General features: G+C 70.4%; 26 protein-coding genes. 7 read left to right on the top strand and 19 right to left on the bottom strand.

Features of this window, described 5'->3' with window-relative positions:
- The first annotated feature begins 19 nt into the window (after positions 1-19).
- Both BHU06_RS16390 and BHU06_RS16385 read left to right on the top strand, forming a co-directional pair.
- A complete protein-coding gene (locus tag BHU06_RS16390) occupies positions 20-715 on the top strand; it encodes a haloacid dehalogenase type II (RefSeq protein ID WP_070400276.1) in 696 nt (231 codons plus the stop codon).
- Between the two features lie 37 nt (positions 716-752).
- Positions 753-2951 (top strand): malate synthase G, encoded by a 2199-nt coding sequence (locus BHU06_RS16385; protein ID WP_070400275.1) that lies wholly within the window; start codon positions 753-755, stop codon positions 2949-2951.
- Between the two features lie 83 nt (positions 2952-3034).
- Here BHU06_RS16385 and BHU06_RS16380 read toward each other — a convergent pair whose 3' ends face one another.
- On the bottom strand, positions 3035-4156 hold the full coding sequence (locus BHU06_RS16380) for a hypothetical protein (protein ID WP_070400274.1): 1122 nt from the start codon (positions 4154-4156) through the stop codon (positions 3035-3037).
- Between the two features lie 212 nt (positions 4157-4368).
- Here BHU06_RS16380 and hemB point away from each other — a divergent pair, with 212 nt between their 5' ends.
- Together hemB and BHU06_RS16370 are read left to right on the top strand one after the other, a co-directional pair.
- Positions 4369-5370: a porphobilinogen synthase gene (hemB, locus tag BHU06_RS16375; RefSeq protein ID WP_070400273.1), complete on the top strand. Its 1002-nt coding sequence runs from the start codon at positions 4369-4371 to the stop codon at positions 5368-5370.
- A gap of 13 nt (positions 5371-5383) precedes the next feature.
- Entirely contained in the window at positions 5384-6493 is a 1110-nt protein-coding gene (locus BHU06_RS16370; protein WP_070400272.1) for a magnesium transporter CorA family protein, read from the top strand.
- A 3-nt stretch (positions 6494-6496) separates the two neighbouring features.
- Here BHU06_RS16370 and BHU06_RS16365 read toward each other — a convergent pair whose 3' ends face one another.
- The 4 genes from BHU06_RS16365 to BHU06_RS16350 are packed head-to-tail and all read right to left on the bottom strand — an operon-like array spanning position 6497 to position 9457.
- The gene (locus BHU06_RS16365) at positions 6497-7159 is read right to left on the bottom strand and encodes a glutathione S-transferase family protein (protein ID WP_070400271.1); all 663 of its coding nucleotides are present in this window, start codon (positions 7157-7159) and stop codon (positions 6497-6499) included.
- Positions 7156-8133 (bottom strand): amidohydrolase family protein, encoded by a 978-nt coding sequence (locus BHU06_RS16360; RefSeq protein ID WP_139147092.1) that lies wholly within the window; start codon positions 8131-8133, stop codon positions 7156-7158. The genes BHU06_RS16365 and BHU06_RS16360 overlap by 4 nt, the downstream gene beginning before the upstream one ends.
- Position 8134: 1 nt before the next feature.
- Positions 8135-8821, bottom strand: a complete 687-nt coding sequence (locus BHU06_RS16355) for a dienelactone hydrolase family protein (RefSeq protein WP_070400270.1) — start codon at positions 8819-8821, stop codon at positions 8135-8137.
- A gap of 36 nt (positions 8822-8857) precedes the next feature.
- Positions 8858-9457 (bottom strand): 2-hydroxychromene-2-carboxylate isomerase, encoded by a 600-nt coding sequence (locus BHU06_RS16350; protein WP_070400269.1) that lies wholly within the window; start codon positions 9455-9457, stop codon positions 8858-8860.
- A gap of 91 nt (positions 9458-9548) precedes the next feature.
- Between BHU06_RS16350 and BHU06_RS16345 the strand changes: the two genes are divergently transcribed.
- Genes BHU06_RS16345 through BHU06_RS16335 form a run of 3 tightly spaced genes read left to right on the top strand, consistent with a single transcriptional unit; the run spans position 9549 to position 11504 of the window.
- The gene (locus BHU06_RS16345; protein WP_070400268.1) at positions 9549-10298 is read left to right on the top strand and encodes an SDR family oxidoreductase; all 750 of its coding nucleotides are present in this window, start codon (positions 9549-9551) and stop codon (positions 10296-10298) included.
- Positions 10298-10846, top strand: coding sequence for a MaoC family dehydratase (locus BHU06_RS16340; RefSeq protein WP_239478233.1), 549 nt, complete (start codon positions 10298-10300; stop codon positions 10844-10846). Before BHU06_RS16345 ends, BHU06_RS16340 begins: the two co-directional genes overlap by 1 nt.
- Positions 10847-10883: 37 nt before the next feature.
- The gene (locus tag BHU06_RS16335; protein ID WP_070400266.1) at positions 10884-11504 is read left to right on the top strand and encodes a MarC family protein; all 621 of its coding nucleotides are present in this window, start codon (positions 10884-10886) and stop codon (positions 11502-11504) included.
- A gap of 22 nt (positions 11505-11526) precedes the next feature.
- On the opposite strand, the gene BHU06_RS16330 is transcribed toward BHU06_RS16335, so the two are convergent.
- The 14 genes from BHU06_RS16330 to BHU06_RS16265 form a co-directional block, all read right to left on the bottom strand.
- Positions 11527-12546, bottom strand: coding sequence for a TRAP transporter substrate-binding protein (locus BHU06_RS16330; protein ID WP_070400265.1), 1020 nt, complete (start codon positions 12544-12546; stop codon positions 11527-11529).
- A 23-nt stretch (positions 12547-12569) separates the two neighbouring features.
- Positions 12570-13661: an aromatic ring-hydroxylating dioxygenase subunit alpha gene (locus tag BHU06_RS16325; protein ID WP_070400264.1), complete on the bottom strand. Its 1092-nt coding sequence runs from the start codon at positions 13659-13661 to the stop codon at positions 12570-12572.
- Positions 13662-13791: 130 nt separating this feature from the next.
- A complete protein-coding gene (locus BHU06_RS16320) occupies positions 13792-14616 on the bottom strand; it encodes a LuxR family transcriptional regulator (RefSeq protein WP_070400263.1) in 825 nt (274 codons plus the stop codon).
- Between the two features lie 60 nt (positions 14617-14676).
- Positions 14677-15696 (bottom strand): 2-dehydropantoate 2-reductase, encoded by a 1020-nt coding sequence (locus tag BHU06_RS16315; RefSeq protein ID WP_254668189.1) that lies wholly within the window; start codon positions 15694-15696, stop codon positions 14677-14679.
- Complete coding sequence (locus BHU06_RS16310) at positions 15693-16487, bottom strand: class II aldolase/adducin family protein (protein ID WP_070400262.1); 795 nt, start codon at positions 16485-16487, stop codon at positions 15693-15695. Before BHU06_RS16310 ends, BHU06_RS16315 begins: the two co-directional genes overlap by 4 nt.
- Before the next feature lie 37 nt (positions 16488-16524).
- Positions 16525-17352, bottom strand: a complete 828-nt coding sequence (locus BHU06_RS16305) for an aldolase/citrate lyase family protein (RefSeq protein ID WP_070400261.1) — start codon at positions 17350-17352, stop codon at positions 16525-16527.
- Positions 17353-17362: 10 nt separating this feature from the next.
- A complete protein-coding gene (gene hpaH / locus BHU06_RS16300) occupies positions 17363-18187 on the bottom strand; it encodes a 2-oxo-hept-4-ene-1,7-dioate hydratase (RefSeq protein ID WP_070400260.1) in 825 nt (274 codons plus the stop codon).
- Positions 18188-18189: 2 nt separating this feature from the next.
- Positions 18190-18645, bottom strand: a complete 456-nt coding sequence (locus tag BHU06_RS16295) for a 5-carboxymethyl-2-hydroxymuconate Delta-isomerase (protein ID WP_070400259.1) — start codon at positions 18643-18645, stop codon at positions 18190-18192.
- An 11-nt stretch (positions 18646-18656) separates the two neighbouring features.
- The gene (gene hpaD, locus BHU06_RS16290; RefSeq protein ID WP_070400258.1) at positions 18657-19583 is read right to left on the bottom strand and encodes a 3,4-dihydroxyphenylacetate 2,3-dioxygenase; all 927 of its coding nucleotides are present in this window, start codon (positions 19581-19583) and stop codon (positions 18657-18659) included.
- Positions 19584-19631: 48 nt separating this feature from the next.
- Positions 19632-21101: a 5-carboxymethyl-2-hydroxymuconate semialdehyde dehydrogenase gene (gene hpaE / locus BHU06_RS16285; protein ID WP_070400257.1), complete on the bottom strand. Its 1470-nt coding sequence runs from the start codon at positions 21099-21101 to the stop codon at positions 19632-19634.
- Between the two features lie 10 nt (positions 21102-21111).
- Positions 21112-21885, bottom strand: coding sequence for a fumarylacetoacetate hydrolase family protein (locus BHU06_RS16280; protein ID WP_070400256.1), 774 nt, complete (start codon positions 21883-21885; stop codon positions 21112-21114).
- Positions 21882-22619: a fumarylacetoacetate hydrolase family protein gene (locus BHU06_RS16275; RefSeq protein ID WP_254668188.1), complete on the bottom strand. Its 738-nt coding sequence runs from the start codon at positions 22617-22619 to the stop codon at positions 21882-21884. Before BHU06_RS16275 ends, BHU06_RS16280 begins: the two co-directional genes overlap by 4 nt.
- Positions 22616-23098, bottom strand: coding sequence for a homoprotocatechuate degradation operon regulator HpaR (hpaR, locus tag BHU06_RS16270; protein WP_070400255.1), 483 nt, complete (start codon positions 23096-23098; stop codon positions 22616-22618). Before hpaR ends, BHU06_RS16275 begins: the two co-directional genes overlap by 4 nt.
- An 81-nt stretch (positions 23099-23179) precedes the next feature.
- Positions 23180-24163: a tripartite tricarboxylate transporter substrate binding protein gene (locus BHU06_RS16265; protein ID WP_070400254.1), complete on the bottom strand. Its 984-nt coding sequence runs from the start codon at positions 24161-24163 to the stop codon at positions 23180-23182.
- Positions 24164-24182: the final 19 nt, after the last annotated feature.

The following is a 24182-nucleotide window of genomic DNA, read 5'->3' as shown; positions in this document are numbered from 1 at the left end:
TGCAATACAGTGCCTTCCCATGGCCAAACCCCGCGCCGTGCTCTTCGACGCCTACGGCACGCTGTTCGACGTGTACAGCGTGGGCCTGCGCGCGGAGCAGCTGTTCCCCGGCCGGGGGGCGCGCCTGGCCGTGCTGTGGCGCGAACGCCAGCTGGACTACTCGCGCCTGGTCACCATGAGCGGCGACCCGGCCCACTACCGGCCCTTCTGGGAGCTGACCGAGCGCGCGCTGCGCTACGCCATCCAGGCCCTGGTGCCGCAGGCCGCCGAGCGCTGGGACGACTACGCCGAGGCGGCGGCCAGCCTGATGAACCAGTACCGCCACCTCTCGTCCTTCCCCGAGAACCGCGAGGTGCTGCAGGCCCTGCGCGCGCAGGGCGTGACCACGGGCATCCTGTCCAATGGCGACCCGGAGATGCTGGGCATCGCCCTGCGCAGCGCCGGGCTCGACGGCCTGCTCGACCACGTCATCAGCGCCGACGCGGCGCGCGCCTACAAGGTCTCGCCCACCCTCTACGCCCTGGGCGAGCAGGCCACCGGCCTGCCGCGCGGGCAGATCGTCTTCGTGAGCAGCAACGCCTGGGACGCGCTGGGCGCCACCTGGTTCGGCTACCAGACCCTCTGGGTGAACCGCGCCAACCTGCCCTTCGAACAGCTCGACACCCAGCCCACCGCGACCGGCACCCACCTGCGCGCGGTGCTCGACTTCTTCTGACACCCGCCCTTTCGCTTTTTTCTTCCGGAGCCCTTGCATGACCCCACGCACCCAGATCCACAGCCTGCAGGTCGACACCGCGCTGTACCAGTTCATCAACGAGGAGGTGCTGCCCGGCACCGGCACCGAACCCGCCGCCTTCTGGCAGGGCTTCGACACCCTGGTGCGCGGCCTGGCGCCCAAGAACGCCGCCCTGCTGGCCGAACGCGACCGCCTGCAGGCCGAGCTGGACACCTGGCACAGCGCCAACCCCGGCCCGGTGCGCGACATGGCGGCCTACCGCAAATTCCTCGAAACCATCGGCTACCTCGTGCCCGACCCCGGCAAGGTGAAGGCGAGCACCAAGAACGTGGACGACGAGCTGGCCGTGCAGGCCGGCCCCCAGCTGGTGGTGCCCATCCTGAACGCGCGCTACGCGCTCAACGCCGCCAACGCGCGCTGGGGCTCGCTGTACGACGCGCTCTACGGCACCGACGTGATCGCCGAGGACGGCGGCTGCGAGAAGGGCACGCGCTACAACCCCAAGCGCGGCGCCAAGGTCATCGAATGGGCGCGCCACGTGCTGGACCGCACCTGCCCGCTGAAGAAGGGCTCGCACGTGGGCTCCACGGGCTACCGCGTGAAGGACGGTGAGCTGGTGGTCTCGCTGGCCGGCGGCGGCACCAGCAAGCTCGCCGATCCGAAGCAGTTCGTGGGTTACCAGGGCGACGCCAAGAAGCCGTCGGCGGTCCTGCTGGTGCACAACGGCCTGCACCTGGAAATCCAGGTCCGCCCCGACAGCGCCATCGGCAAGACCGACCCCGCGGGCGTGAGCGACCTGGTGGTCGAGGCCGCGCTGTCCACCATCCTCGACCTGGAAGACTCCGTGGCCGCCGTGGACGCCGAGGACAAACTGCTGGCCTATCGCAACTGGCTGGGCATCCTCAAGGGCACGCTGACCGAAACCTTCGACAAGGGCGGCCAGACGCTGACCCGCGGCCTCAACGGCGACCGCGAGTACACGGCGCCCAAGGGCAAGAAGGCGGTGCGCCTGCACGGCCGCTCGCTGCTCTTCGTGCGCAACGTGGGCCACCTCATGACCAACCCCGCCATCCTGTGGGGCCCCGAGGGCAAGGAGATCCCCGAGGGCATCATGGACGCGGTGATCACCACCGCCATCGCGGTGCACGACCTGAAGAAGGACAAGAAGCACCCGCTGCGCAACTCGCGCAAGGGCTCGGTCTACATCGTCAAGCCCAAGATGCACGGCCCGCGCGAAGTGGCCTTCGCCGACGAACTGTTCGGCCGCGTCGAGCAGCTGCTGGGCCTGGCGGCCAGCACGGTCAAGCTGGGCATCATGGACGAGGAGCGCCGCACCTCGGTCAACCTGAAGGCCTGCATCGCCGCCGCGCCCAGCCGCGTGGCCTTCATCAACACCGGCTTCCTCGACCGCACCGGCGACGAAATGCACACCGCCATGCTGGCCGGTCCCATGGTGCGCAAGGGCGACATGAAGGCCAGCGCCTGGATCCAGGCCTATGAGCGCAACAACGTGCTGGTGGGCCTGGCCTGCGGCCTGCGCGGCAAGGCGCAGATCGGCAAGGGCATGTGGGCCATGCCCGACCTCATGAAGGCCATGCTGGAGCAGAAGATCGCCCACCCCAAGGCCGGCGCCAACACCGCCTGGGTGCCCAGCCCCACCGGCGCCACGCTGCACGCCATGCACTACCACCAGGTACTGGTGAGCGAGGTGCAGAAGGACCTGGAAAAGATCGACGCCGACAAGGAACGCGACACCCTGCTCACCGGCCTGCTCACCGTGCCCGTGAGCGCCAACCCGAACTGGAGCGCGGCCGAGAAGCAGCAGGAGCTGGACAACAACGCGCAGGGCATCCTGGGCTACGTGGTGCGCTGGGTCGACCAGGGCGTGGGCTGCTCCAAGGTGCCCGACATCAACGACGTGGGCCTGATGGAAGACCGGGCCACGCTGCGCATCAGCAGCCAGCACATCGCCAACTGGCTGCACCACGGCGTGGTCACCGAAAAGCAGGTGCGCGAGACCTTCGAGCGCATGGCCGCCAAGGTGGACAAGCAGAACGCGGGCGACAAGCTCTACCAGCCCATGGCCGGCCGCGCCAAGACCAGCAAGGCCTACCAGGCCGCGCTCGACCTGGTGTTCAAAGGCAAGGAGCAGCCCAGCGGCTACACCGAGCCGCTGCTGCATGCCTGGCGCCTGAAGGTGAAGGCCGCGGCCTGACGGCGGGCACCGCCAGAAGGCGAGAAGGGCGCCGTTGGGGCGCCCTTCTCTTTGGCGGCCCTTGGTGGCCGCACATCAACCGCTTAAATCGTTTTCGCGAGTTCGAACATCACCGCCGTGCCCAGGGACTCGCGGATGTTGCCCCGGCCGACCTTGGCCATGGAGAACTCGCCGAAGCCCGACATGTCGAACGAGGTGTCGTCCGAGGAAATCTCGACGAAGGGCATGTCCATGGCCTCGCGCAGCAGCCCGCGGCGGAACTGCTCGAAGGCCGGGCCCTTGAGCGAGGAGTCGATGACCACGATGCCCGGCATGCGGTGCGCCGCCACCTCGCGGGCCTGGTCGAGGTCGACCACGCTGTCGGCGTTCACGCCGATCTCGCGCAGCGCCTCGCGCACGTCGGCGCGGATCTGCAGCGACGGCGACACCACCAGGGCGTAGATGTTCTGCAGCGTCTTGAAGGCCGAGGACGGGTCTTCGCTGATGTCGATGGCCGACATTCCGTCGATGGCCTGCACCGTGCGCTGAAACATCGCGACGGCGGTGATGCCCTCGGGCGTCACCCGCCGCTGCAGCTCGATGCCGCCGACGGAGGCGGCGATCTGGCGCACCAGCGCCCAGTCGATGTTGTCGAGTTCGGGCGTGCGCGACGAAGGCGACTCCTCGCCATGCACGCGCACCTGCAGCCGCGCGTGCGGCGGCCAGTCGTTCACGTCCACGCGCACGTCGATGCGGCGGCCCAGCGGCAGGGCCCAGTCGACCAGGGCGTTGAAGAAGGCGTGGGTGACGGTGGGGTCGATCAGCACCTCCACCGGCCTGAGCTTGCGCCGCATGTCCACGCCGATCAGCGCGAACTCCTTGCGGCGCTCCTGCAGGCAGGCCTCGGCCAGCTCGGCCAGGTCGAGCCGCTCGTGCGACTGGCGGATGTGCCCCGCGTGGAAGCGCTGCAGCTGCTGCATCACCACCGTGAGCCGCTTGATTCGCTCCAGCGGCACGCTCAGCGCCCACTGCTCCTGCTTGTCGAGGCGGCCCTGCGCCTGGAGCCGGTCGACGCCGCTTTGCAGCGCCTGCAGCGCGTCGCTGATCTGCCCCGCCGCGGAACCGAGCAAGGCCCCGCACTGCTGGGCCAGGGACCAGGGCTCGTCGCCCTGCTGCTGGCCCGCAGTGCCCGCCGCCTCGGGCTGGTTTTTCTTCGGAGTGGCCATGGTTTGTTTCAACACGTCGGTGATCCGCTGGAAGGTGAGACGGGGGCTCCGGGAGCGCCCAGGAAGCCCTTGCATCGGGCCATGTACGAAATTTGCACCATGTTGAAGGGGGTGTACTCCCCCGTGTAGTCGAAAAGCTCGCTTTTCCGTGGAAAGCGGCACGCCGGGCGCCCCCGCGTCGGGGCCATGGGCCGTTTGCCACAATAGCCCTCATGCAGAATCCCGCCCCTTTCCCCGCCGCCCGGCCGCGCCGCCTGCGCCGCGACCCCTTCACGCGCGAGCTGGTGCGCGAGCACCGCCTGCACCCGTCCGACCTGATCTACCCCGTGTTCGTGCTCGACGGCGCGAACCGGCGCGAGGCCGTGGCCTCCATGCCGGGCGTCGAGCGCCTGAGCCTGGACCTGCTGCTGCCCGTGGCCGAGGACTGCGTGAAGCTGGGCATCCCGGCGATGGCGCTGTTCCCGGTGATCGACCCGGCGCTGAAAACGCCCGACGGCCAGGAGGCCACCAACCCCGACGGCCTGGTGCCACGCGTGGTGCGCGCGCTCAAACAGCGCTTTCCCGAACTCGGCGTGATGACCGACGTGGCCCTGGACCCGTACACCAGCCATGGCCAGGACGGCGTGCTCGACGAGGCGAACTACATCATCAACGACGAGACCGTGGCCATCCTGGTGCGCCAGGCGCTGACGCAGGCGGCCGCGGGCGTGGACATCGTGGCGCCCAGCGACATGATGGACGGGCGCATCGGCGCCATCCGCCAGGCGCTGGAGGCCGACGGCCGCATCCACACGCGCATCATGGCCTACAGCGCCAAGTACGCCAGCGCCTTCTACGGTCCGTTCCGCGACGCCGTGGGCTCGGCCACCAACCTGGGCAAGGCCGACAAGAAGGTCTACCAGATGGACCCGGGCAACAGCGACGAGGCCCTGCGCGAGGTGGCGATGGACATCGCCGAGGGCGCCGACATGGTGATGGTCAAGCCCGGCATGCCCTACCTGGACATCGTGCGCCGCGTGAAGGACGGGTTCGCCATGCCGACCTTCGTCTACCAGGTGAGCGGCGAGTACGCCATGCTCAAGGCCGCCGCGCAGAACGGCTGGCTGGACCACGACGCCGTGATGATGGAAAGCCTGCTCGCCTTCAAGCGCGCCGGCGCCGACGGCGTGCTGACCTACTTCGCGCGCGACGCCGCGCGGCTGCTGCGCGGCTGAGGCGGACCGGGCGATGCGGGTCTTTCACGTGCAGCCCGGGTCGGTGAGCGAAACCGCCGGGCTGCCCATGCTGCTGCCCGCGCGCGGCTTCCTCTGGGTGGCCTGCGGCCGACGCGAATTCGAGCTGGAGCACGGCCACGTGCAGGCCGCGCTGCAGGTGATGTGCGGCACCACGCTGGTGGACCTGCACGTGAGCGACCTGCTCAACAACCAGCTGCCCTCGCACTACGACTACACCTCGCAGTACGACATCCTGGTGTTCCGCCGCCTGGCCGCGGGACAGGCAGAGACCGACATGTCGCAGCCCGGCGCGGTGCTCACCGAACCCGTCAAGCGCAGCGGCCCGCCGGTGCTGCGGCGCATCGACACCAGCCCCGTGGGCTTCGCGGTGTTCGACCGCGTGCTGGTGACCGTGCACCCGGCCGGCTGCGGCGTGCTCGACCAGTACTCGGCGCGCCTGCTGGCCAGCGCCGGCGTGGCGCCGCGCGCCGCCGGCGCCGGCCTGCCCACCAGCCCGGCCGACCTGATGCTGCGCATCGTCAACCAGATGGTGGACGGCTACCTGGACCTGCGGCGCGAACTCACGCGCCAGCTCGACCACTGGCAGTCCGAGCTGCTGCAGCCCAAGACGCGCTTCACCAACTGGAATTCGCTGCTGGACGCGCGCATCTCGCTGCACAACCTCGACGAAATCTGCGAGGACCAGCGCAGCGCCATCCAGGACTGGATCGAGGCGCTGGAAGACTGGGAGCCCCTGGACGCCATCGGCGGGCAGCGTGGGCTGGAGCTGCTGAAGGTGCGCAGCCGCGACGTGCTGGAGCACATCGAGCGCGTGGTGCACCACGTGCGCCGGCTGGAGCAGAACGCCGAGACCGCCGTGCAGATGCACTTCTCGGCGCAGAGCAACCGCACCAACGACATCATGCGCACGCTCACCGCGCTGACCGCCGTGTTCCTGCCGCTGAACCTCATCGCCGGCATCTTCGGCATGAACTTCGAGTTCATCCCGTTCGTGCACGAGCGCACGGGCTTCTGGTGGGCCATGGGCTCGATGGCCTTCGTGGCCGTGGCGCTCAGCGTCTATTTCTGGCGCAAGCGCTACCTGCGCTCCTCGGGCCGCTGAGGTTCAGACGTAGGGCTCGGCCAGGCCTTCGTTGGCCATCACGCGCCGCAGCGCCGGGCGCTCCAGCACGCGCCGCAGGTAAGGCCCCAGGTGCGGCCGCTCGCGCGCGGGGCGCACCGGCGAATCGGGCGAGAAGTGCCGCGTCCAGCGGCACAGGGTGAAGGCGTAGGCGTCCAGCAGCGAATGGGCCTCGCCCAGGAACCAGGGGCCGCCGTGGCGCGCCAGCTCGGCGTCGAGCCGGTCGAGCAGCACGCCCACGCGGCGCTTGGCCACGGCCTTCACCTCGGCCTCGCTGGCGCCGCCCGCCTCGTTCACCCAGCGGTGCGGGTAGAAGTAGACGATGAGCGTGGCCTGCAGGGTGTTGGTGAGCCACATGAGCCACTTGTAGGCGTGCGCGCGCTCGCGCGTGCCCAGGGCGGGCATCAGCTTCGCCTCGGGGTGCGTGTCGGCGAGGTGCAGGCCGATGGCGGCCGTTTCATAAAGCACCAAGTCGCCGTCCTCCAGCACGGGGATCAGGCCATTGGGGTTGAGCGCGCGGTAGGCGGGCGAATCGAGCGCACCGTGTTCGCGGTCGATGAGCAGGCGCTCGTAGGGCACGCCGAGCTCTTCGAGCAGGATGTGCGGCACCATGGCCGCGGTGCTGGGGTAGAAGTGCAGTCGGATCATCGGGGGCTTGGTTCGGTGAGGCCAAACAGCGCGGCGCCATTGTCCCAGGCGATCTTCTTCGCCACCTCGGGCGGCAGCGTGCCGAGCCAGGCGCGGTAGCCCTGCATCAGGCCGTCGTACTGCAGCCAGCGTTGGTTGACCCAGGTGTCCGAGCCGATGAGGAAGCGGTCGGGGTACTTGAGCAGCAGCGCGCGCCACTCGGGGCAGAGCGTGCCCTCGCCGCAGGTGAGGCCGGGGCGGTAGGACAGCTCGCCGTGCAGCCGCGGAAAGCGCGCGAAGAGCGCGTCCACGCGCGCCACGGACGATCCGCCGATGCCCGTGTGCGCCCAGATCAGGCGCGTCTGGCGGCCTTTGGAGGGCGTGTGGCCCATGAGTTTTTCCACCGCCACGTCGTCCACGTGGGCGAGGATGGCCAAGTCCTTCTGATCGGCCAGGGCCATCAGCTGCCTGGCCACCGGGCCATCGGCGTTGGCGCTGTCGTACAGGTGGAATTCGCCCAGGCCACGGTAGGGGCCGGCGGGCGTGCCGCGCGCGAGCTCGGCGTTCACCATGTCCACGATGCTCGGGTCGCGGAACCAGTTGTTGTAGTCGGCGCGGTCGCGGTAGAGCCGCACGAAGGGCACCACGGCCACGCCAGCGGCCCGCGCCTGCTCGCCCGCCTGGGCCAGGGCGCGCGTGCCGTCGTTGGGGCGCGAATTGGCCAGGATGGCGCGCACCCCGTTGCGCTGCAGGCGGTCCAGCACATCGACCAGGGGGTGCGGGCACTCGGGCCCGGGCGCGGCGGCGTGCCCGCAGGCCTCGACGTTGTAGTGCAGGTGGGCGTCGAACAGGGGGCCGCGGTACTGCGCGGCGGCGCTGCCGACCACCCCCGCCAGCACAAGCCCCAGCCAGCGGCGCCGCGGAACCGGCTGGGCCGAGCCGCGGGTGCCGCCCCCTCGAGGGGCGACGCGCGACGCGCGGCGGGGCTGCGCCATGTCAGCCCAGGTGCTGGGCGAAGAAGGCCAGCGTGCGCTCGCGCGCCAGCGTGGCGGCCGCTTCGTTGTACGAGCCGCGCTGGTCGCAGTTGAAGCCGTGGTTGGCGTGGTAGACGTGCACGGTGGCGCCGGGCTGGGCCTTCTTGAAGGCCTCCACGGTGTCGAGCGGGATCCAGTGGTCCTGGTCGCCGAAGTGCGCCATCACGGGCACCTGGGGCTTTCGCGCGGCCTCCTCGGGCGTGGTCATGCCGCCGCCGTAATAGGGCGCGGCCGCGCTCAGGCCCTTGAGCGTGCAGGCCGCGCGCCAGGTCAACAGGCCGCCCCAGCAGTAGCCCACGATGCCGACCTTGCCGGCCTGCGCGGCATGGTCGATCGCGGCCTGGATGTCCGGCATCACGCCGGGCGCGGGCAGCGCCTCCACGGCGGCCTTCAGGCCCATGCCCTCCTTCATGTCGGCCTCGGTGTAGCCGATCTCCAGATCGCCCTTGCCGATGCGCGAGAAGGTGCTGGGCGCCACGGCGAAGTAGCCCGCCGCGGCGTAGCGGTCGGCCACCGAGCGGATGTGCGAGTTGACGCCGAAGATTTCCTGCAGCACCACGACACCGCCCTTGGCCGGGCCGGCGGGGCGGGCGATGTAGGCGGGAAAGGCATGGCCGTCGGCGGCCTTGAGGGTGATGGTTTCGCTCATGCGCTGGCTCCTTGTGGGTGTGGAATGGACCGATGATCAGGCCTGCAGGCGGCGTTCGACGAAGTCGAGCCGGTCCTGGCCCCAGTAGACCTCACCATCGATGACGTAGGCCGGCGCGCCGAAGACACCCGCGTCGATGGCGGCCTGGGTGTGGGCGTCGGCCAGGGCCCGGCCTTCTTCGGCCTGCGATTGTGCGAGCCGCGCGGCGTCCAGGCCAGATTCGTGCAGCAGAACGGCCAGGGTGTCGGCGTCGGCGATGTCGCGCTCCTGCACCCACACGGCCGCGAGCACCGCGCCCGCCAGCCGCAGCGCGGCCTCGGTGCCGTCGCGCTCGGCCACCACGCTGATCAGCCGGCACGAGGCGTCGCCCGACACCGGGAAATGCTTCGGGTGCAGGTTGAGCGGCAGCCCGAGCCACTCGCTCCAGCGGCGCAGTTCCACCAGCCGGTAGGCCTGGCGCTGCGGCGCGCGCTTGCCCAGCGGCAAGCCACCCGACAGCGGAAAGATCTTGCCCAGGTCCATGGGCCGCACGCGCACCTCGGCGCCGGCGGCGCTGGCCAGGCGCACGAAGCGTTCGTGTCCCAGGTAGGCCCAGGGGCTCATGGTGGCGAAGTAGTAGTCGACCGTGCGACGCATGCCGTCTCCGTTTGGCTGTTGTAATGGACCTCGTTCGAGGACGAAGCTGTCCTTGTACGGCAAGCGCAATGGCTGTTGCAGGAGATCGGGAATGGGCGACAAGGTATTGCTGGTCACGGGCGGTTCGCGCGGCATCGGCGCGGCCACCTGCCGGCTGGCCGCGAAAGCGGGTTGGGCCGTGGCGGTGAACTATGCGGCGAACCCGCTCGCGGCCGACGAGGTGGTGCGCGCCATCCGCGCCGACGGCGGGCGCGCCATGGCCGTGCAGGCCGACGTGGCGGACGAGGCCCAGGTGCTGCGCCTGTTCGAGCAGGTCGACACCCAACTCGGCCGCCTCGGCGGCCTGGTGAACAACGCCGGCGTGGTGGACCGGCGCGCGCGCCTCGACGACATGGACATGGTGCGCTGGCGGCGCATGTTCGACATCAACGTCATCGGCAGCCTGCTCTGCGCCCGCGAGGCCGTGCGCCGCATGAGCCCCCGGCACGGCGGCTCGGGCGGCGCCATCGTCAACCTGTCCAGCGCGGCCGCGCGCCTGGGCTCGCCGGGTGAGTACGTGGACTACGCGGCGTCCAAAGGCGCCATCGACAGCTTCACCGTGGGCCTGGCCAAGGAGGTCGCGGCCGAGAACATCCGCGTCAACGCGGTGCGCCCGGGCCTGATCGACACCGACATCCACGCCAGCGGCGGCCGGCCCGACCGCCTGCGCGAGCTCGCCCCGCAGGTGCCCATGCAGCGCGGCGGCCAGGTCGACGAGGTGGCCAGCCTGATCGTCTGGCTGCTGTCCGACGCCGCGAGCTACACCACCATGAGCCTGATCGACGTGTCCGGAGCCCGGTAATGGACGACCCCCACGCTCCGCCGTTGCACGGGTCGCCGCCTCCCGAGGGGGCGCGTTCGGCCTTGGGGCGGCCCGGCGGCCGAACCCCCATCAAGCTGTACTGGGAAGACCTGAGCGTCGGCGAGACGCGCGACCTGGGCAGCCTCTCGCCCACGGCCGAGGAGATCGTGGCCTTCGCCAGCCAGTGGGACCCGCAGCCCTTCCACCTGGACCCCGAGGCCGCCAAAGACTCGGTCTTCGGCGCCCTGTGCGCCAGCGGCTGGCACACCTGCGCCATGGCCATGCGGCTCATGGTCACCAACTTCCTGCACGAGACCTCCAGCCTGGGCTCGCCGGGCCTGGACAGCCTGAAGTGGCTCAAGCCGGTGTTCCCCGGCGACACGCTCACGCTCAAGCACACCATCACCGAGAAACGCGTGATGGGCAAGCGCCCCGACGTGGGCCTGGTGCGCACCGTCTGGGAGATGGTCAACCAGCACGGCGAGCCGGTGCTGCGCATGGAAGGCTACGGCATGTTCCGGCTGAGGCACCCTGCCCAAACGGCCTGAAGGCGGCCACAATGCGGCGCGCTCATCCGCCGCCGCCATGGACTTCAAACCCCTCATCACCCTGCTGGCCATCGTCAACCCGCTGGCCATCGTGCCGTTCTTCATCCACTACACGCAGGGCTTCAGCCGCCAGCAGCGCCAGCGCACGGTGATGATCTCGGCCTTCAGCGCCTTCGCCGTGATCGCCACCTGCGCGCTGGTGGGCCTGCAGATCCTGGAGTTCTTCTCGATCTCGCTGGCCAGCTTCCAGGTCGGCGGCGGCATGCTGCTGCTGACCTCGGCGCTGTCCATGCTGAACGCGCGCCCGGCCGAGGCCAAGACCACCGATCAGGACCTCAGCGCCGACTCCCCGCGCACCAGCGTCGCCGTGGTGCCGCTGACCATTCCGCTGCTCACCGGTCCGGCCACCATGTCCACCGTGGTGATCTACGCCGACCAGGCCAAGACCTTCTTCCAGCACGCCATGCTGGTGGGCTACGGCGTGGTCATCGCCCTGGCCACGGCGGTCTGCTTCGCGCTGGCCGAGCCCATCGCGCGCGGCCTGGGCCAGACCGGCATCAACGTGATGACGCGCCTGATGGGCCTGATCCTCGCGGCCCTGTCGGTGGAGGTGATGGCGGCGGGGCTGGTGAAGCTGTTTCCCGCGCTGGGGGGCTAGCCCAGCGCGAGGGATTGGCGGCTCACTTCAGCTTCTGCGTCTCCGCGCGGAACTCCGCCAGCACCGCGCGCGCGTTCTTGAGGCCACGCGCCTCGGCCGCCGCCACCCACTTGTCTTCCAGCTGGGCCTGCTTGGCCTTCACGTCGTTGACGAAGGCCTCGTTGGCCATCTGGCGCTGCACGCCGGTGGTCTTCTGGATGTCGCGGGAGGCGGCGTCGGTGCGGTCCCAGCCGGCGGCGAACAGGCGCGCGGCGTATTCCCCCGAGACTTTGGTGATCGCCGCCTTCTCTTCCGGCTTGAGCGAATCGAACTTGGCCTGGTTCATCATGAACACGAAGCTGGTGTTGTAGAGCCCGCCCGGGAAGGTGGTGGCGTACCTCACCATGCCCAGGCGCATGGACTGCAGCGACTCGTCGGGGAAGAAGGTGCCGTCCATCACGCCGGTGGACAGCAGCTCGAAGGAATCGGTGGCGGGCTTGAGCGTGGTGTTCCAGCCCATGAGCTTGGACAGCTCGTTGATGTTGCCGCCGCCAATGCGGAACTTGAGCTTGGCGGCCTCGGCCGCGCTGGTCACGGGCTGCTTGACCGTGAAGATGATGCCCGGGCCGTGCGTGAACACCGCCAGGGTCTTCACGCCGCGGTGCTCGCCCAGCGGGGCGAAGTACTTGTCGTAGATGCGCTGGTAGGCCACGCTGGTGGCGGTGGAGGTGTCGCCGAGGAAGGGGAACTCGGCCACCTGCGTGAAGATGAAGCGGCCGGGCGTGTAGCCGTCCACCGTGTACGACACGTCGGCCAGGCCGTCGCGCACCGCGTCGAAGGTGCCGGGCGGCGCGGACACGGCCTTGGGCAGCAGGTGGCACTTCACGCTGCCCTTGGTCTCCTTCTCCACCGCCTCGCACCACTGGTTCTGCGCCATGGTGGCGCCGTGCGCGGGCGGCAGCCAGGTGGAGACGTTGAGCACGGTCTGCGCGAGCGCGCCGCCGCTGGCGGCGAACAGGGCGGCGGCGGCGAACGGGGCGAGGCGGAAGGTCTGGCGGGTCATGTGTCTGTCTCCGTGGTGTCGGCTCAGGCCAGGGCGGCCGGTTGGGTGGGGGAAGGGGTCTGCTGCGCCTGCTGCTCGGCGCGCACGCGCGCCTCGAGCAGGCGGCGGAACTGGATCAGCGCGGCGTCCATGGCCAAGGGCAGCATGGACAGCGTGGGGTTGTGCTGGATGTTGCGGTGCTGCGCGGTGATCATGTCGCGGTCCTCGTTGAAGGCGCCGATCAGGCTGTCGTAGATGCTCTGCGTGACGGCCTGATCGCCTTCGCCCGTGGGGTGGGACTGCTGGAAGAAGTAGTGCGTGGTGGTCGCCGTCTCGGGCGTGAGCGTCTGGCAGGAATGCAGGCGCACCGAGGGGCCGGTCGCATCGGGCGCGCTGCCCGTGGGGCGCCCGCCCGAGTGCATCAGCAAGGTGCCGGGCAGCAGGAATTCGTAGACGAACCAGCGGTCCAGGTTCGTGTCGAAGCGGCGAAAGCGCTGGTAGAAGGGCGGTGCCGGCACGTCGTTCACCAGGCGCGAGACCTTGATGCCCAGCTGCGGCCAATCGGCGTTCGGGCCGGGCACGGGCTCGATGCTGGGGCGCGCCTGGGCGATGCGCGTGGAGCCGCCGAGCGACTTCTCATGCACGTAGCTCAGGTGCGAGAAGTCGAGCAGGTTGTCGCAGATCAGCAGGTAAGGCGTGCCGTAGTGCAGGTAGCCGGGTTGGTTCTGCCAGTCGGGCGAGTCGCAGCTGAAGTTGTCGGGCAGCAGCGCGTCCTCGGCCAGCGCGGGGTCGCCCATCCACACGAAGACCCACTTGTTGCGCAGCACCAGCGGGTAGCGCTTGACCTTCGCCTTGGCCGGGATGATCTCGATGCCCGGGGCTTCCACGCACTGGCCCATCCGATCGAACTTGAGGCCGTGGTAGCCGCAGCGCACGCAATCGCCTTCACGCCGGCCCACCGACAGCGGCGCGTGCCGGTGGCAGCAGCGGTCCTCCAGGGCGACCAGTTCGCCGGCCTGCGTGCGGTAGACCAGCACCGGCTCGCCGAGCACGGTGCGCGTGAACAGGGTGGGGGAATCGGCCGGCGGGATCTCGTGGTCCCAGGCGATGACGTACCAGCAGTTGCGCAGCCACATGGCCTTGTCTCCTCCTCGTGGGGATGGGAAAGCCATGCTAGGTGGCGCCGGGGGGCGGCCTGTCCCCTTCGAAGGGGATGGACGGGGGATTGCAGATGCCCACCCCGCGCCGCTGGCAGGCGGCGCCTTTTCAGCCCAGCCAGCGCGCCAGCCGCAGCCGGTCCGCCGGCAGCCCCGCCTCGGCGAGCTTGGCGTAGGCCCGCTTTCTCAGCGTCACCACGGTCGACGGCGCCACGTCCAGCTCGGCCGCGATGCCGTCCGCGCTGAGCCCGCGGGCGATGCGCGCCACCACCTCGGCTTCGCGCGGCGACAGCGCCGGCACCAACCGCGCCAGGCGCTGTTGTGACAAGGCCAGCTGCGCCTCGCGGTCCGCCGCCACGCCGTCGGCGTTCAGGGCCGCCTGGTGCGCCTGCCGCAGCAGCGGTGCCAGGCCCAGCAGGCGCTGGATCTCATCGGGCCGGAACAGGCCCTGGCGCTCGTCGCGGTACAGGTGGATGGCCTGCACGGCCCCGCGCGCCGGCGCGTGCAGCAGCGTGAAGCGCTCGGTCAGGCGCTCGCGCTTGTAGATCTCGTTGCGCCAGCCCGCCACCGGCAACTCGTCGGCGCGGCAGTGCAGCACCGCCACCTCGCGCGCCGGGCGCTGCGACACGCGGTCGGCCAGGCGCATCACCGCGTCGGCGCGCCAGTAGCTGCGGCGGTAGATGGCGAAGCACTCGGCCACCACGTCACGGCCCTGCCCTTCGGGGGGATGGCGCGAACTGCCTTCGATCAGCTCGGGCGTGTCGCGCCGGAAGTTGACGAGCGAGAGGTATTCCACCGGCACCACCGTGTCGATGGCGCGCAGCAGCCGCGCGGCGCTGGGCGGCGCGCTCGCGCAGTCGAGCAGGGCCGAGACCGCGGCCGGGCTCAGGGCCTGGCCGGGCGCGGGGGCATCGAAGGACCAGATGGCGGGCATGCGCCCATTCTGGAAACACGCCCGCCCGCCGCGCCAGCGGGCTAACCCTGCCGGCGCGCGTTACGCCGGTTCCGGGTACAGGCCAAGGGTGCGCGCGCGCAGCCGCGCCAAGCCGAGCAGCGCCTCGGTGAAGGGGGTGGGCACCTCGGTCAGGCGGCCCAGTTCGGCCACCACGGCCACCAGGGCGTCGAGCTCCACCGGGCGCCCGGCCTCCACGTCCTGCAGCATGGAGGTCTTGAAGGCGCCGAGCTTGAGCGTGACGGCGTGGCGGTCCTCGGGCTGCTGGTCGATGGGGATACCCAGCCTTGCGCCGATGGCCTTGGCCTCCAGCATCACCGCGCTGATGAAGCCGCGCACCTGCGGGTCTTCGAGGATGCGGTCGGTGGTGGCGCCGGTGATGGCGCTCACCGGGTTGACCGTCATGTTGCCCCAGAGCTTGTACCAGATGTCTTTCTGGATCTGCGGCGACAGCTTGGCCTCGACGCCGGCCTCGCCCAGCGCGGCCACCACGGCCTGGGCGCGCGCGCTCGGCTCGCCGGAAGGCTCGCCCACCAGCAGGCCGTTGCCGAAGTGGTGGCGCACCAGGCCGGGCGCGTCGAGCGAGCAACTGGCGTGCACCACCCCGCCCAGCACATGGCGGCCGGGCACGGCGCGCGCCATGGCGCCGCCCGGGTCCACCACGGGCAGCGGCGTGCCTTGCAAGGCGCCGCCGAAGCCTTCGAAGAACCACCAGGGCACGCCGTTCATGGCCGTGAGCACCACCGTGCCGGGACCGATCAAGGGCCCGATGGCGGGCGCGATGCCGGGCAGCGCCGGCGCTTTCACCGCGAGGATGACGAGGTCGTGCGCGCCGAGTTCGTCGGCCCGCTCGGACGCGCGCACCGGCGCCTGCAGCAGCTCGCCGCCCTGTTGCAGACGCAGGCCGTGCGCGCGCAGCGCGGCGAGCGTGTCGCCGCGCGCCAGCGCGCTGACCGGGCGGCCCGAACGCGCCAGGCGCGTGCCCAGCCAGCCGCCGATGGCGCCGGCACCGACAATGGCCACGCTGCGGATCTCGGTGCGCAGGTTCATCGTGTCGCTCATGCCCGGTAGCTCGAATCGATGCGGTCGACCTGGCGCACCAGGGCGTCGAACACGTCGCGGCCGGCGCCGTGTTTGGGGTCGAACTGGAAGGAGTCGCGCGTGCACTTGGCGGCGATGGCCTCGGACACCGGGATCGCGGCCTGCGGCCCGCCCATGCTGAAGGTGGCGAGTTGGATCTCGCAGGCGCGCTGCAGCGTCCAGAGGATGGCGAAGGTCTGCGGCAGCGTGCCGCCCCAGGCCAGCAGGCCGTGGTTGCGCAGGATCACCGCGGGCTTGTCGCCGATGCTCCGGAGCAGGCGCGGGCCCTCGTCGGCGTGGATGGTGATGCCTTCGAAGTCGTGGTACGCCACCAGGCCGTGCAGCTGCGCGGTGTAGAAGTTGGTCTGCTGCAGGCCGTCCTTCAGGCAGGCCACGGACACGCCGGCCGTGGTGTGCGTGTGCATCACGCAGTGCGCGCCTTCCAGGCCGTCGTGAATGGCCGCGTGCACCACGAAGCCGGCCGGGTTGATGCGGTGGGTGGACCCGTCGAGCACCTTGCCCTGCAGGTCGATCTTCACCAGGTTGCTCGCCGTGACCTCGCTGTAGTGCAGACCGAAGGGATTGATGAGGAAGTGCTTCTCGCCCCCGGTCACGCTGTCGGGCAGGCGCAGCGTGATGTGGTTGTAGATCATCTCCGTCCAGCCCAGCATGGCAAAGACGCGGTAGCAGGCGGCGAGCTCCAGGCGCGCGGCCCACTCGTCGGCGTGCATGCCGGGTGGCAGCACGGTGCTGGTTTGCAGGGCGGCGTTCATGTCTTGTCTCCTTCTGCTGTGTGGTTCGGGGTGGGGATCAGTAGGTGTTCGGGCCCTGCTCCACCGGGCCCTTGAACCGGGCGAGCAGCTGCGCGGCGGCGGACGCCAGCAGCATGCTGTCGGCGCCCACGGCCACGAACAGCGCGCCGGCGTCCAGCCACTGGCGCGCGCCGGCCTCGGTGGTGGCCAGGATGCCCGGGGCCTTGCCCGCGGCGCGGATGCGGCGGATGCCGTCGGCGATGGCGGCCTGCACCTCGGGGTGGCCGGCGTTGCCGCGGTGGCCCATGCTCGCGCTCAGGTCGGCGGGGCCGATGAAGACGCCGTCCACGCCCGGCGTGGCGGCGATGGCGTCGAGGTGCTTCATGGCCGTCACGGTCTCGGCCTGCACCAGCACGCAGACCTGTTCATCGGCCTCGTGCACGTAGCGCGCGTGCGCCTGCCAGCGCGAGGCGCGCGCCAGGGCGCTGCCCATGCCGCGCACGCCCTGGGGCGCGTAGCGCGTGGCGGCCACCACCTGGGCGGCCTGCTCGGGCGTGTCGATCATGGGCACCAGCAGGGTCTGCGCGCCGATGTCCAGGTACTGCTTGATGAGCGCGGTGCCCACATCGCCGGTGCCCACGGGCACCCGCACCACCGGGTGCGAGCGCTGGTCACCGAAGCCGTGCTGGGCGCTGGCCACGGCCTGCAGCTGGGCCAGCGTGCTGCGCACGTCGTTGGGCGCGTGTTCGCCGTCGAGCAGCAGCCAGTCGTACCCCGTGCCGGCGATGAGTTCGGTGCTGTAGGCGCTGGCCAGCGCGGCCCACAGGCCGATCTGCGCGCGGCCCTCGGCCAGGGCCTGCTTGAAAACGTTGGTGGGGGTTTGCATGGCAAAAAAATCAGACGAAGCGGAAGCGCAACACGCCCAGCGGGCCGTAGTCGGCCTCGAAGCGGTCGCCGGCCTTGGCCGGCACGGGGCGCGTGAAGGAGCCAGCGAGCACGATCTGCCCGGGCTGCAGGGTCTCGCCCCAGGGCGCGAGCTTTTCCGACAGCCAGGCGATGCCGATGGCCGGGTGGCCCTGCACGCCGGCGGCCAGGCCGGTCTCTTCCACCGCGCCATTGAGCTTGAGCGCGGCGCCGCACCAGGGCAGGTCGGTGCTCAGCGGGTCCGCGCGGTAGCGGGCATCGCCCTCGCCGATGACGATGGCGGCGTTGGCCGCGTTGTCGCTGATGGTGTCGAAGACCTTGCGCGGCTTCTTGGTGTCGCGGTCGAACTGCTCGATGCGCGCGTCGATGATCTCGATGGCGGGCGTCACGTACTCGGTGGCGGCCAGCACCTGCTCCACCGTCACCGGGCCCGAGAGCGCGCGCTTGAGCACGAAGGCCAGCTCCACCTCCACGCGCGGCGACAGGAAGCGGTTCACCGGGATCTCCAGCTCCTCGCCCGCCCGCGCCACCAGCTTCATGGAGCCCAGCAGGGTGCCGAAGTCGGGCTCGTCGATCTGGCTGGAGATCTGCATGGCGCGGCTGGTCAGGCCGATCTTGTGGCCGATGACCGGGTCGCCGCGCCCGCGCTGCAGCGCCACCCAGGCACGGCCCACGCGGTAGCCGTCGTCGATGGTCATGCTGGGAAAGCGCTGCGAGAAGTGGCGCAGCGGCGTGCGCGTGCGCGCGGACTCGTCGAGTTCGGCGGCGAGTTGCTGGAGGGTGACGTCGTCGAGCATGGTCAGGTCGATCGCAGGGGCGTGAAGAGGGGATGCAGGGAGCTGATCTTGGCGTCGAAGACCTCGGGGCCTTCGTCGACCTGCACGGTGATGCCGATGGGCCGGCGGCTCAGCTGCTCGGCGAAGTGCTGGCGCGCCACGGCCTCGAGCGCGCCGCCCGAGCGCTTCTGCACGGCGGCGCTGCGCCCGCGGCCCATGCGCAGGTTGAGGTAGACGAAGGCGTAGTCGCGGCCCATGCCGGCGGCCTCGCCCGCGTCGCCGCCGTCGGCGATGGCCCAGTGCGCGGCCGGGAAGGCCAGCACGCGCGTGCCGCCCGTGGGAAAGACCTGGCGGCCGCCTTCGTCGTGGATGGTGAGCATGGCGTCGGCCAGGGCGCGGCACAGCGCGCGCATGTCGGTGCCGCCCTCGGCCTCGGGTCGGTCGAGGTTGCCGCTGTAGAGGATGACGAGGTGGGGCATGGCGTCGCCCCTCAGAGCCGCGAGACGGCCTGGAAGCCCTGGGCCGAGGAGGCCTGGGGCTGCGGAATGGCCTTGCCCGTGACCGGCGTGACCGGGAAGACGATGTTGATCTGGCCCGTGCCCGAGGCGCCGAAGTACGGCGTGATGACCTCGCCATGCCCGTCGTACTCGCTCCAGCCCAGCGCGCCCAGCATCATGGCGGTGTCGTGCATGAAGCCCTCGCCGTGGCCCTTGACCGCGTACTCCGGCAGCATCTCGCAGAAGGCCTTCCATTCGCCGCTCTGCCACATGCGCACCACCTCGTGGTCCATGGTTTCCAGGAAGGGGCTCCAGAGCTTGAAGGCGTACTCCGGCGCCAGGCCGTTCTGCGCGAAGCGGTGGCTGAGCGAGCCGCTGGCGAGGATGGCGACGGTGCCGTCGTACTCGTCCTCGATGGCGCGGCGCAGGGCCCAGCCCAGGCGCGCGCTGTCGTTGAGGTAGTGGGCCATGCACAGGGCCGACACCGACACCGCCTTGAAGTGCTGGTCGGGGTTCATGTAGCGCATGGGCACCAGGGTGCCGTACTCGGGCGCCAGCGTGGTGCCGTCGTGCGCGAGCGTGTCCACCTTCCACTCGTTGGCCACCTTGGCCAGCAGCTTGCCCAGCGCCGGGTTGCCGGGGATGGCGTAGGGCATGTTGCTGATGAAGTGCGGCAGCTCGTTGCTGGTGTAGTTGCCTTGCCAGTGTTTGGCGCAGTTGATGTGGTAACTGGCGTTCACCAGCCAGTGGGTGTCGAACACGATGAAGGTGTCGACGCCCATGTCGCGGCAGCGCTGGCCGATCGCCTTCAGGCCGTCGATCGCGTCCTGGCGCGTGCCCTTGCGCGGGCCTTCATCGATCTCGCTGAGGACGATGGAGGGAACGTGGGTGATCTTGGCGACCAGTGCTAACTTGCCCATGGCTGTCTCCTTGTGCCGTGTGCGCGCGCGGCAACCGCGCGCGCCATCTCAGATGCCCCAGTGGGGAATGTGGTGCGAACCCAGCGACACCGCGACGTTCTTGGGCTCCAGGAACACCTCGTAGCTCCAGGTGCCGCCCTCGCGGCCGGTGCCCGAGGCCTTGGTGCCGCCGAAGGGCTGGCGCAGGTCGCGCACGTTCTGCGAGTTGACGAAGCACATGCCGGCCTCGATGGCCGCCGCCACGCGGTGCGCCTTGCCGAGGTTCTCGGTCCAGACGTAGCTGGACAGGCCGTACTGGATGTCGTTGGCCAGCTCGATGGCGTGCGCCTCGTCCTTGAACGGGATCAGGCAGGCCACCGGGCCGAAGATCTCGTCCTGCGCGATCTTCATGCGGTTGTCCACGTCGGCGAACACCGTGGGCCAAACATAGTTGCCGGCCTTCACGCGGCCCGGCAGTTCGGGCGCGTAGCTTGGGCGGTCCAGGCCGCCGCACAGCAGCGTGGCGCCCTCCTTCGGGCCCAGCTCGATGTAGCTCTTGACCTTGGCCAGGTGGGCCTTGCTGATCATGGGGCCGATGATGGTCTTGTCGTCCTGCGGGTCGCCCACCACGATCTTCTTCGCGCGCTCGGCGAACTTCTGCGCGAAGTCGGCGTAGATGCTCTGCTGCACCAGGATGCGGCTGCCCGCGGTGCAGCGCTCGCCGTTGTTGCTGAAGATCATGAACACGGCGGCGTCCAGGGCGCGGTCCAGGTCGGCGTCCTCGAAGACCACGAAGGGGCTCTTGCCGCCCAGCTCCATGCTGAATTTCTTCAGGCCCGCGCTCTGCACGATGCGGTTGCCCGTGGCCGTGGAGCCGGTGAAGCTGATGGCGCGCACGTCGGGGTGCGAGCACAGCGGCTCGCCGGCGTCCTTGCCGTAGCCGTGCACGATGTTGAGCACGCCCGCCGGCACACCCGCCTCCAGGGCGAGTTCGCCCAGGCGGGCAGCGGTGAGCGGGCTCAGTTCGCTCATCTTCAGCACGGCCGTGTTGCCGAAGGCCAGGCAAGGCGCGGTCTTCCAGGTGGCCGTCATGAAGGGCACGTTCCAGGGGCTGATGAGCGCGCACACGCCCACCGGGTGGAACAGGGTGTAGTTCAGGTGCGTGGGCGTGGGGTAGGTGTGGCCATCCACGCGCGTGCACATCTCGGCGAAGTAGCTGAAGTTGTCGGCCGCGCGCGGCACCAGCTGCTTGCCCGTCTGCGAGATCACCTGGCCGGTGTCGTCGGTTTCGGTGCGCGAGAGCTCGGGCACGTGCCTGGCGATGAGCTCGCCCAGCTTGCGCATGATGGCCGCGCGCTCGGTGGCGGGACGGCCCGCCCAGGCGGGGAAGGCGTCCTTGGCGGCCTGCACGGCGGCGTTGACCTCGGCCTCGCCGCCGGCGGCGACCTCGGCCAGGGCTTCCTGCGTGGCGGGGTTGATGGTCTCGAAGGTGGCGGCGCTGGTGACGGCCTTGCCGTTGATGAGATGCTGAATGGTCATGGGGGCTGGCCTAGGGAAGCGTGGGGGCGGTGATGGTGTTGTGCAGTTCGCCAACGCCCTCGATGGACGTGATCACCACGTCGCCGGGCTGGCAGTCGACCACGCCGTCGGGCGTGCCGGTGAGGATCAGGTCCCCGGGCTGCAGGGTCATGAAGGACGTGAAGTACTCGATCAGCGTGGGCACGTCGAACACCATGTCGCGGGTGTTGCCGCTTTGGGTGACGGTGCCGTTCACCGTGGTCCGCAGCGCGAGGTTCATGGGGTCGGGCAGGTCCGCCGCGTCCACCAGCCAGGGGCCGATGGGCGTGCAGGTGTCGCGGTTCTTCACGCGCAGGTTGGGGCGGTACCAGTTCTCCAGGTAGTCGCGGATCGCGTAGTCGTTGGCCACGGTGTAGCCGGCGATGAAGTCCATCGCGTCGCCGCGCTTGACGTGTTTCGCGGTGCGGCCGATGACCACCGCGAGCTCGCACTCGTAGTGCATGAACGCCACGCCGGCCGGGCGCACGGTGAACGCCCGGTGGCCGATGAGCGAGGCTTCTCCCTTGGCGAAGGCCAGCGGTTCGGTGGGCGGCTTGAAGGCGAGTTCCTTGGCGTGGTCGGCGTAGTTCAGGCCCAGGGCCAACACGGTGCGCGGGCGCGGCACGGGCGCCAGCGGCGGCAGCCAGACCACCTCGTCGGCGGCAACCCGGCGGCCCTTGAAGGCGGGCGTGAGCAGCTCCAGCTGGCCGTCGCGCTCGATGGCGTCGTGAACCGCGCCGGCCCAGGCGATGCGGGCTCTTTTCATGAGAATCGTGCCCCCACGCTCTGCGCCAAGGCGCTGCCGCTGCCCCCCGAGGGGGCCCTCGCGACGGGGGGCGGCCCGGCGTCGCTCGCCTCCTCCGCCACGAAGCGCTGCAGGACCGGCTTGAGGCCCGGTGCGCTGATTTCCACCGCGTCGCCGGCGGCCACGCGCGGGCGCGTGCCGTCGGCCAGCACCTCGCTGCCGATCAGCAGCACGTCACCGGGGCGCAGGGTCATGAATTCGCCGACGTCTTTCAGCAGCGTGGGGATGTCGCGCACCAGGTCCTTGAGCGCGGTGGTCTGCTGGTGCACGCCGTGCAGGCGCAGCTCCAGCTCGAGCGCGGCCAGGCCCCCGATGCCGCCCAGCGCCGCCAGCGGCGTGGGCTCCAGCGGCAGGCCCAGGAAGCCGTCGCGGTTGCGGAACTTCATGGGCGGGCGGTAGTAACTCTCGTGCGCCAGGCTCAGGTCGTTGACCAGCAGGGCGTGCGTGGGCGCGCCGTGTTCGCCGATCAGCAGGCCCAGGCTGGCCGATGCCTCGACCACCTCGCCCGCCGGCAGGGCCACGCTGGCGCCGTGCGGCGCGAAGGTGTTGGCCGTCTTCACGTACAGCACGGGCGCCTTGGGCGCGCCGCCATAGGGCTTGTCGCCCATGCGCGGCTGCCAGTGCGCGTATTCGCCGCGAAAGTTCAGCAGCGTGCCGTACACGGTGCCCGTGGGCACCCATCCATGGGCAGTCATGCCGCCTCCTCATCCAGGTTGTCGTCCACGTCGCCTTCGAGGGCGATCACCTCGTCCAGCAACACATAGAGCTGCGCGAGCCGCGCCTTGCTCAATCGCTCCTCCAGCCAGGCGTAGTGCGCCTCGATGGTGGCGGACAGCTTGCGCACCAGCTTCAGGCCCGCCGGCGTGGCGCGCACCACGGTGCGCCGCGCGTCCTGGCTGCAGCGCTCGCGCGCGATCAGGCCGTCGCGCTCCATGCGCGTGAGTACGCCGGTGAGGCTGGGGCCCAGCAGAAAGGCCTCGCGCGCGATGCGCCCGGTTTCGATGCCGGCGGGATCGCGCGCGTGTTCACCCAGCACGCGCAGCACGCGCCACTGCTGGTCGCTCAGGCCGTGCTCGCGCAGGCTGGGCCGCGTGTGCTGCATCACCGCCTCCCGCGCCTGCAGCAGCAGGCGCGGGAGGTTGCGGTGGGTGAAGGTCTTGTCGATCGGGTCCATGGCGATTTATTTAACATGTTAAATGAAATCGCCCGATCCGCCTACCCCAGCCCGTTCTGGGGTTTTCCCGAGCCGGGGCCGTCAGTCGATGGTGGTGCCCGAGGCGCGCACCACCTTGCCCCAGCGCTCGGTCTCGCTGCGCACGTAGGCGGCCAGCTGCGCCGGGCTCATGGCGGCGCTCACGGGCTCGAAGCCGTCGCCTTCCAGGCGCGCGCGCAGCGCCGGGTCCTGCATCACCTTGCCCAGGGCTTGCGCGCAGCGGTTGATGAACTCGGGCGGCGTGCCGGCCGGCGCCACCAGGCTCTGCCAGGCCACGGCCTCGAAGTCCTTGGTGCCGGCCTGGCCCGATTCGGCGATGGTGGGGACCTCGGCCACGGCGGGCTGGCGCTTGGCCGAGGTGACGGCGATGGCGCGCAGCTTGCCCGCCTTGACGTGGCCCAGCGCGGGCGGGATGTCGCTGAACATCAGGTCGATCTGGCCGCCGAGCAGGTCGGTGATGGCCGGGCCGCTGCCGCGGTAGGGCACGTGCTTGAGGTTGGCGCCGGTGGCGGCCTTGAACATCTCGGCGCCCAGGTGGTGCGGGCTGCCGTTGCCGGCCGAGCCGTAGACCAGGCCACCGGGGCGCGACTTGGCCAGCGCCACCAGCTCGGCGATGCTTTTGACCGGCAGCGAGGGGTTCACCACCACCAGCAGCGGCACGGCACCGATCATGCCGATGGGCGCGAAGTCCTTGGCCGGGTCGTAGGCGAGCTGCTTGTAGAGCCAGGGGTTGATGGCCAGCGTGGTGCTGGTGGCCACCAGCAGGGTGTTGCCGTCGGCCGCGGCGCGCGCCACCTGGGCCGCGCCCACGCCGCTGCCGGCACCGGGCTTGTTCTCCACGATCATGGTGCGGCCCAGCAGGGGCGACATCTGCTGCGCGAGCATGCGCCCCAGCAGGTCGGTGGTGCCGCCGGGCGCGTAGGGCACGACGATGGTGATGGGCTTGTCGGCCTGCGCGAAGGCGGCGGGCGCGGCGCTGGCGGCGCACAGGGCGGCGAGCTGGGTCAGGGCGTGGCGGCGGTTCATGGCTTGTCTCCTTGGGGGT

It is taken from the genome of Hydrogenophaga sp. PML113 (assembly GCF_001777155.1).
GTDB classification, from domain to species: Bacteria; Pseudomonadota; Gammaproteobacteria; order Burkholderiales; family Burkholderiaceae_C; genus Hydrogenophaga; species Hydrogenophaga borbori.
This window is presented reverse-complemented; position numbering and strand designations above follow the sequence as displayed.

What these genes read in the sequence shown, in the direction of transcription:
- BHU06_RS16390 (WP_070400276.1), top strand. Translation starts at nt 20, where the DNA reads ATGGCCAAACCCCGCGCCGTGCTCTTCGACGCCTACGGCACGCTGTTC.
- BHU06_RS16385 (WP_070400275.1), top strand. Translation starts at nt 753, where the DNA reads ATGACCCCACGCACCCAGATCCACAGCCTGCAGGTCGACACCGCGCTG.
- BHU06_RS16380 (WP_070400274.1), bottom strand. Translation starts at nt 4,156, where the DNA reads ATGGCCACTCCGAAGAAAAACCAGCCCGAGGCGGCGGGCACTGCGGGC.
- hemB (WP_070400273.1), top strand. Translation starts at nt 4,369, where the DNA reads ATGCAGAATCCCGCCCCTTTCCCCGCCGCCCGGCCGCGCCGCCTGCGC.
- BHU06_RS16370 (WP_070400272.1), top strand. Translation starts at nt 5,384, where the DNA reads ATGCGGGTCTTTCACGTGCAGCCCGGGTCGGTGAGCGAAACCGCCGGG.
- BHU06_RS16365 (WP_070400271.1), bottom strand. Translation starts at nt 7,159, where the DNA reads ATGATCCGACTGCACTTCTACCCCAGCACCGCGGCCATGGTGCCGCAC.
- BHU06_RS16360 (WP_139147092.1), bottom strand. Translation starts at nt 8,133, where the DNA reads ATGGCGCAGCCCCGCCGCGCGTCGCGCGTCGCCCCTCGAGGGGGCGGC.
- BHU06_RS16355 (WP_070400270.1), bottom strand. Translation starts at nt 8,821, where the DNA reads ATGAGCGAAACCATCACCCTCAAGGCCGCCGACGGCCATGCCTTTCCC.
- BHU06_RS16350 (WP_070400269.1), bottom strand. Translation starts at nt 9,457, where the DNA reads ATGCGTCGCACGGTCGACTACTACTTCGCCACCATGAGCCCCTGGGCC.
- BHU06_RS16345 (WP_070400268.1), top strand. Translation starts at nt 9,549, where the DNA reads ATGGGCGACAAGGTATTGCTGGTCACGGGCGGTTCGCGCGGCATCGGC.
- BHU06_RS16340 (WP_239478233.1), top strand. Translation starts at nt 10,298, where the DNA reads ATGGACGACCCCCACGCTCCGCCGTTGCACGGGTCGCCGCCTCCCGAG.
- BHU06_RS16335 (WP_070400266.1), top strand. Translation starts at nt 10,884, where the DNA reads ATGGACTTCAAACCCCTCATCACCCTGCTGGCCATCGTCAACCCGCTG.
- BHU06_RS16330 (WP_070400265.1), bottom strand. Translation starts at nt 12,546, where the DNA reads ATGACCCGCCAGACCTTCCGCCTCGCCCCGTTCGCCGCCGCCGCCCTG.
- BHU06_RS16325 (WP_070400264.1), bottom strand. Translation starts at nt 13,661, where the DNA reads ATGTGGCTGCGCAACTGCTGGTACGTCATCGCCTGGGACCACGAGATC.
- BHU06_RS16320 (WP_070400263.1), bottom strand. Translation starts at nt 14,616, where the DNA reads ATGCCCGCCATCTGGTCCTTCGATGCCCCCGCGCCCGGCCAGGCCCTG.
- BHU06_RS16315 (WP_254668189.1), bottom strand. Translation starts at nt 15,696, where the DNA reads ATGAGCGACACGATGAACCTGCGCACCGAGATCCGCAGCGTGGCCATT.
- BHU06_RS16310 (WP_070400262.1), bottom strand. Translation starts at nt 16,487, where the DNA reads ATGAACGCCGCCCTGCAAACCAGCACCGTGCTGCCACCCGGCATGCAC.
- BHU06_RS16305 (WP_070400261.1), bottom strand. Translation starts at nt 17,352, where the DNA reads ATGCAAACCCCCACCAACGTTTTCAAGCAGGCCCTGGCCGAGGGCCGC.
- hpaH (WP_070400260.1), bottom strand. Translation starts at nt 18,187, where the DNA reads ATGCTCGACGACGTCACCCTCCAGCAACTCGCCGCCGAACTCGACGAG.
- BHU06_RS16295 (WP_070400259.1), bottom strand. Translation starts at nt 18,645, where the DNA reads ATGCCCCACCTCGTCATCCTCTACAGCGGCAACCTCGACCGACCCGAG.
- hpaD (WP_070400258.1), bottom strand. Translation starts at nt 19,583, where the DNA reads ATGGGCAAGTTAGCACTGGTCGCCAAGATCACCCACGTTCCCTCCATC.
- hpaE (WP_070400257.1), bottom strand. Translation starts at nt 21,101, where the DNA reads ATGACCATTCAGCATCTCATCAACGGCAAGGCCGTCACCAGCGCCGCC.
- BHU06_RS16280 (WP_070400256.1), bottom strand. Translation starts at nt 21,885, where the DNA reads ATGAAAAGAGCCCGCATCGCCTGGGCCGGCGCGGTTCACGACGCCATC.
- BHU06_RS16275 (WP_254668188.1), bottom strand. Translation starts at nt 22,619, where the DNA reads ATGACTGCCCATGGATGGGTGCCCACGGGCACCGTGTACGGCACGCTG.
- hpaR (WP_070400255.1), bottom strand. Translation starts at nt 23,098, where the DNA reads ATGGACCCGATCGACAAGACCTTCACCCACCGCAACCTCCCGCGCCTG.
- BHU06_RS16265 (WP_070400254.1), bottom strand. Translation starts at nt 24,163, where the DNA reads ATGAACCGCCGCCACGCCCTGACCCAGCTCGCCGCCCTGTGCGCCGCC.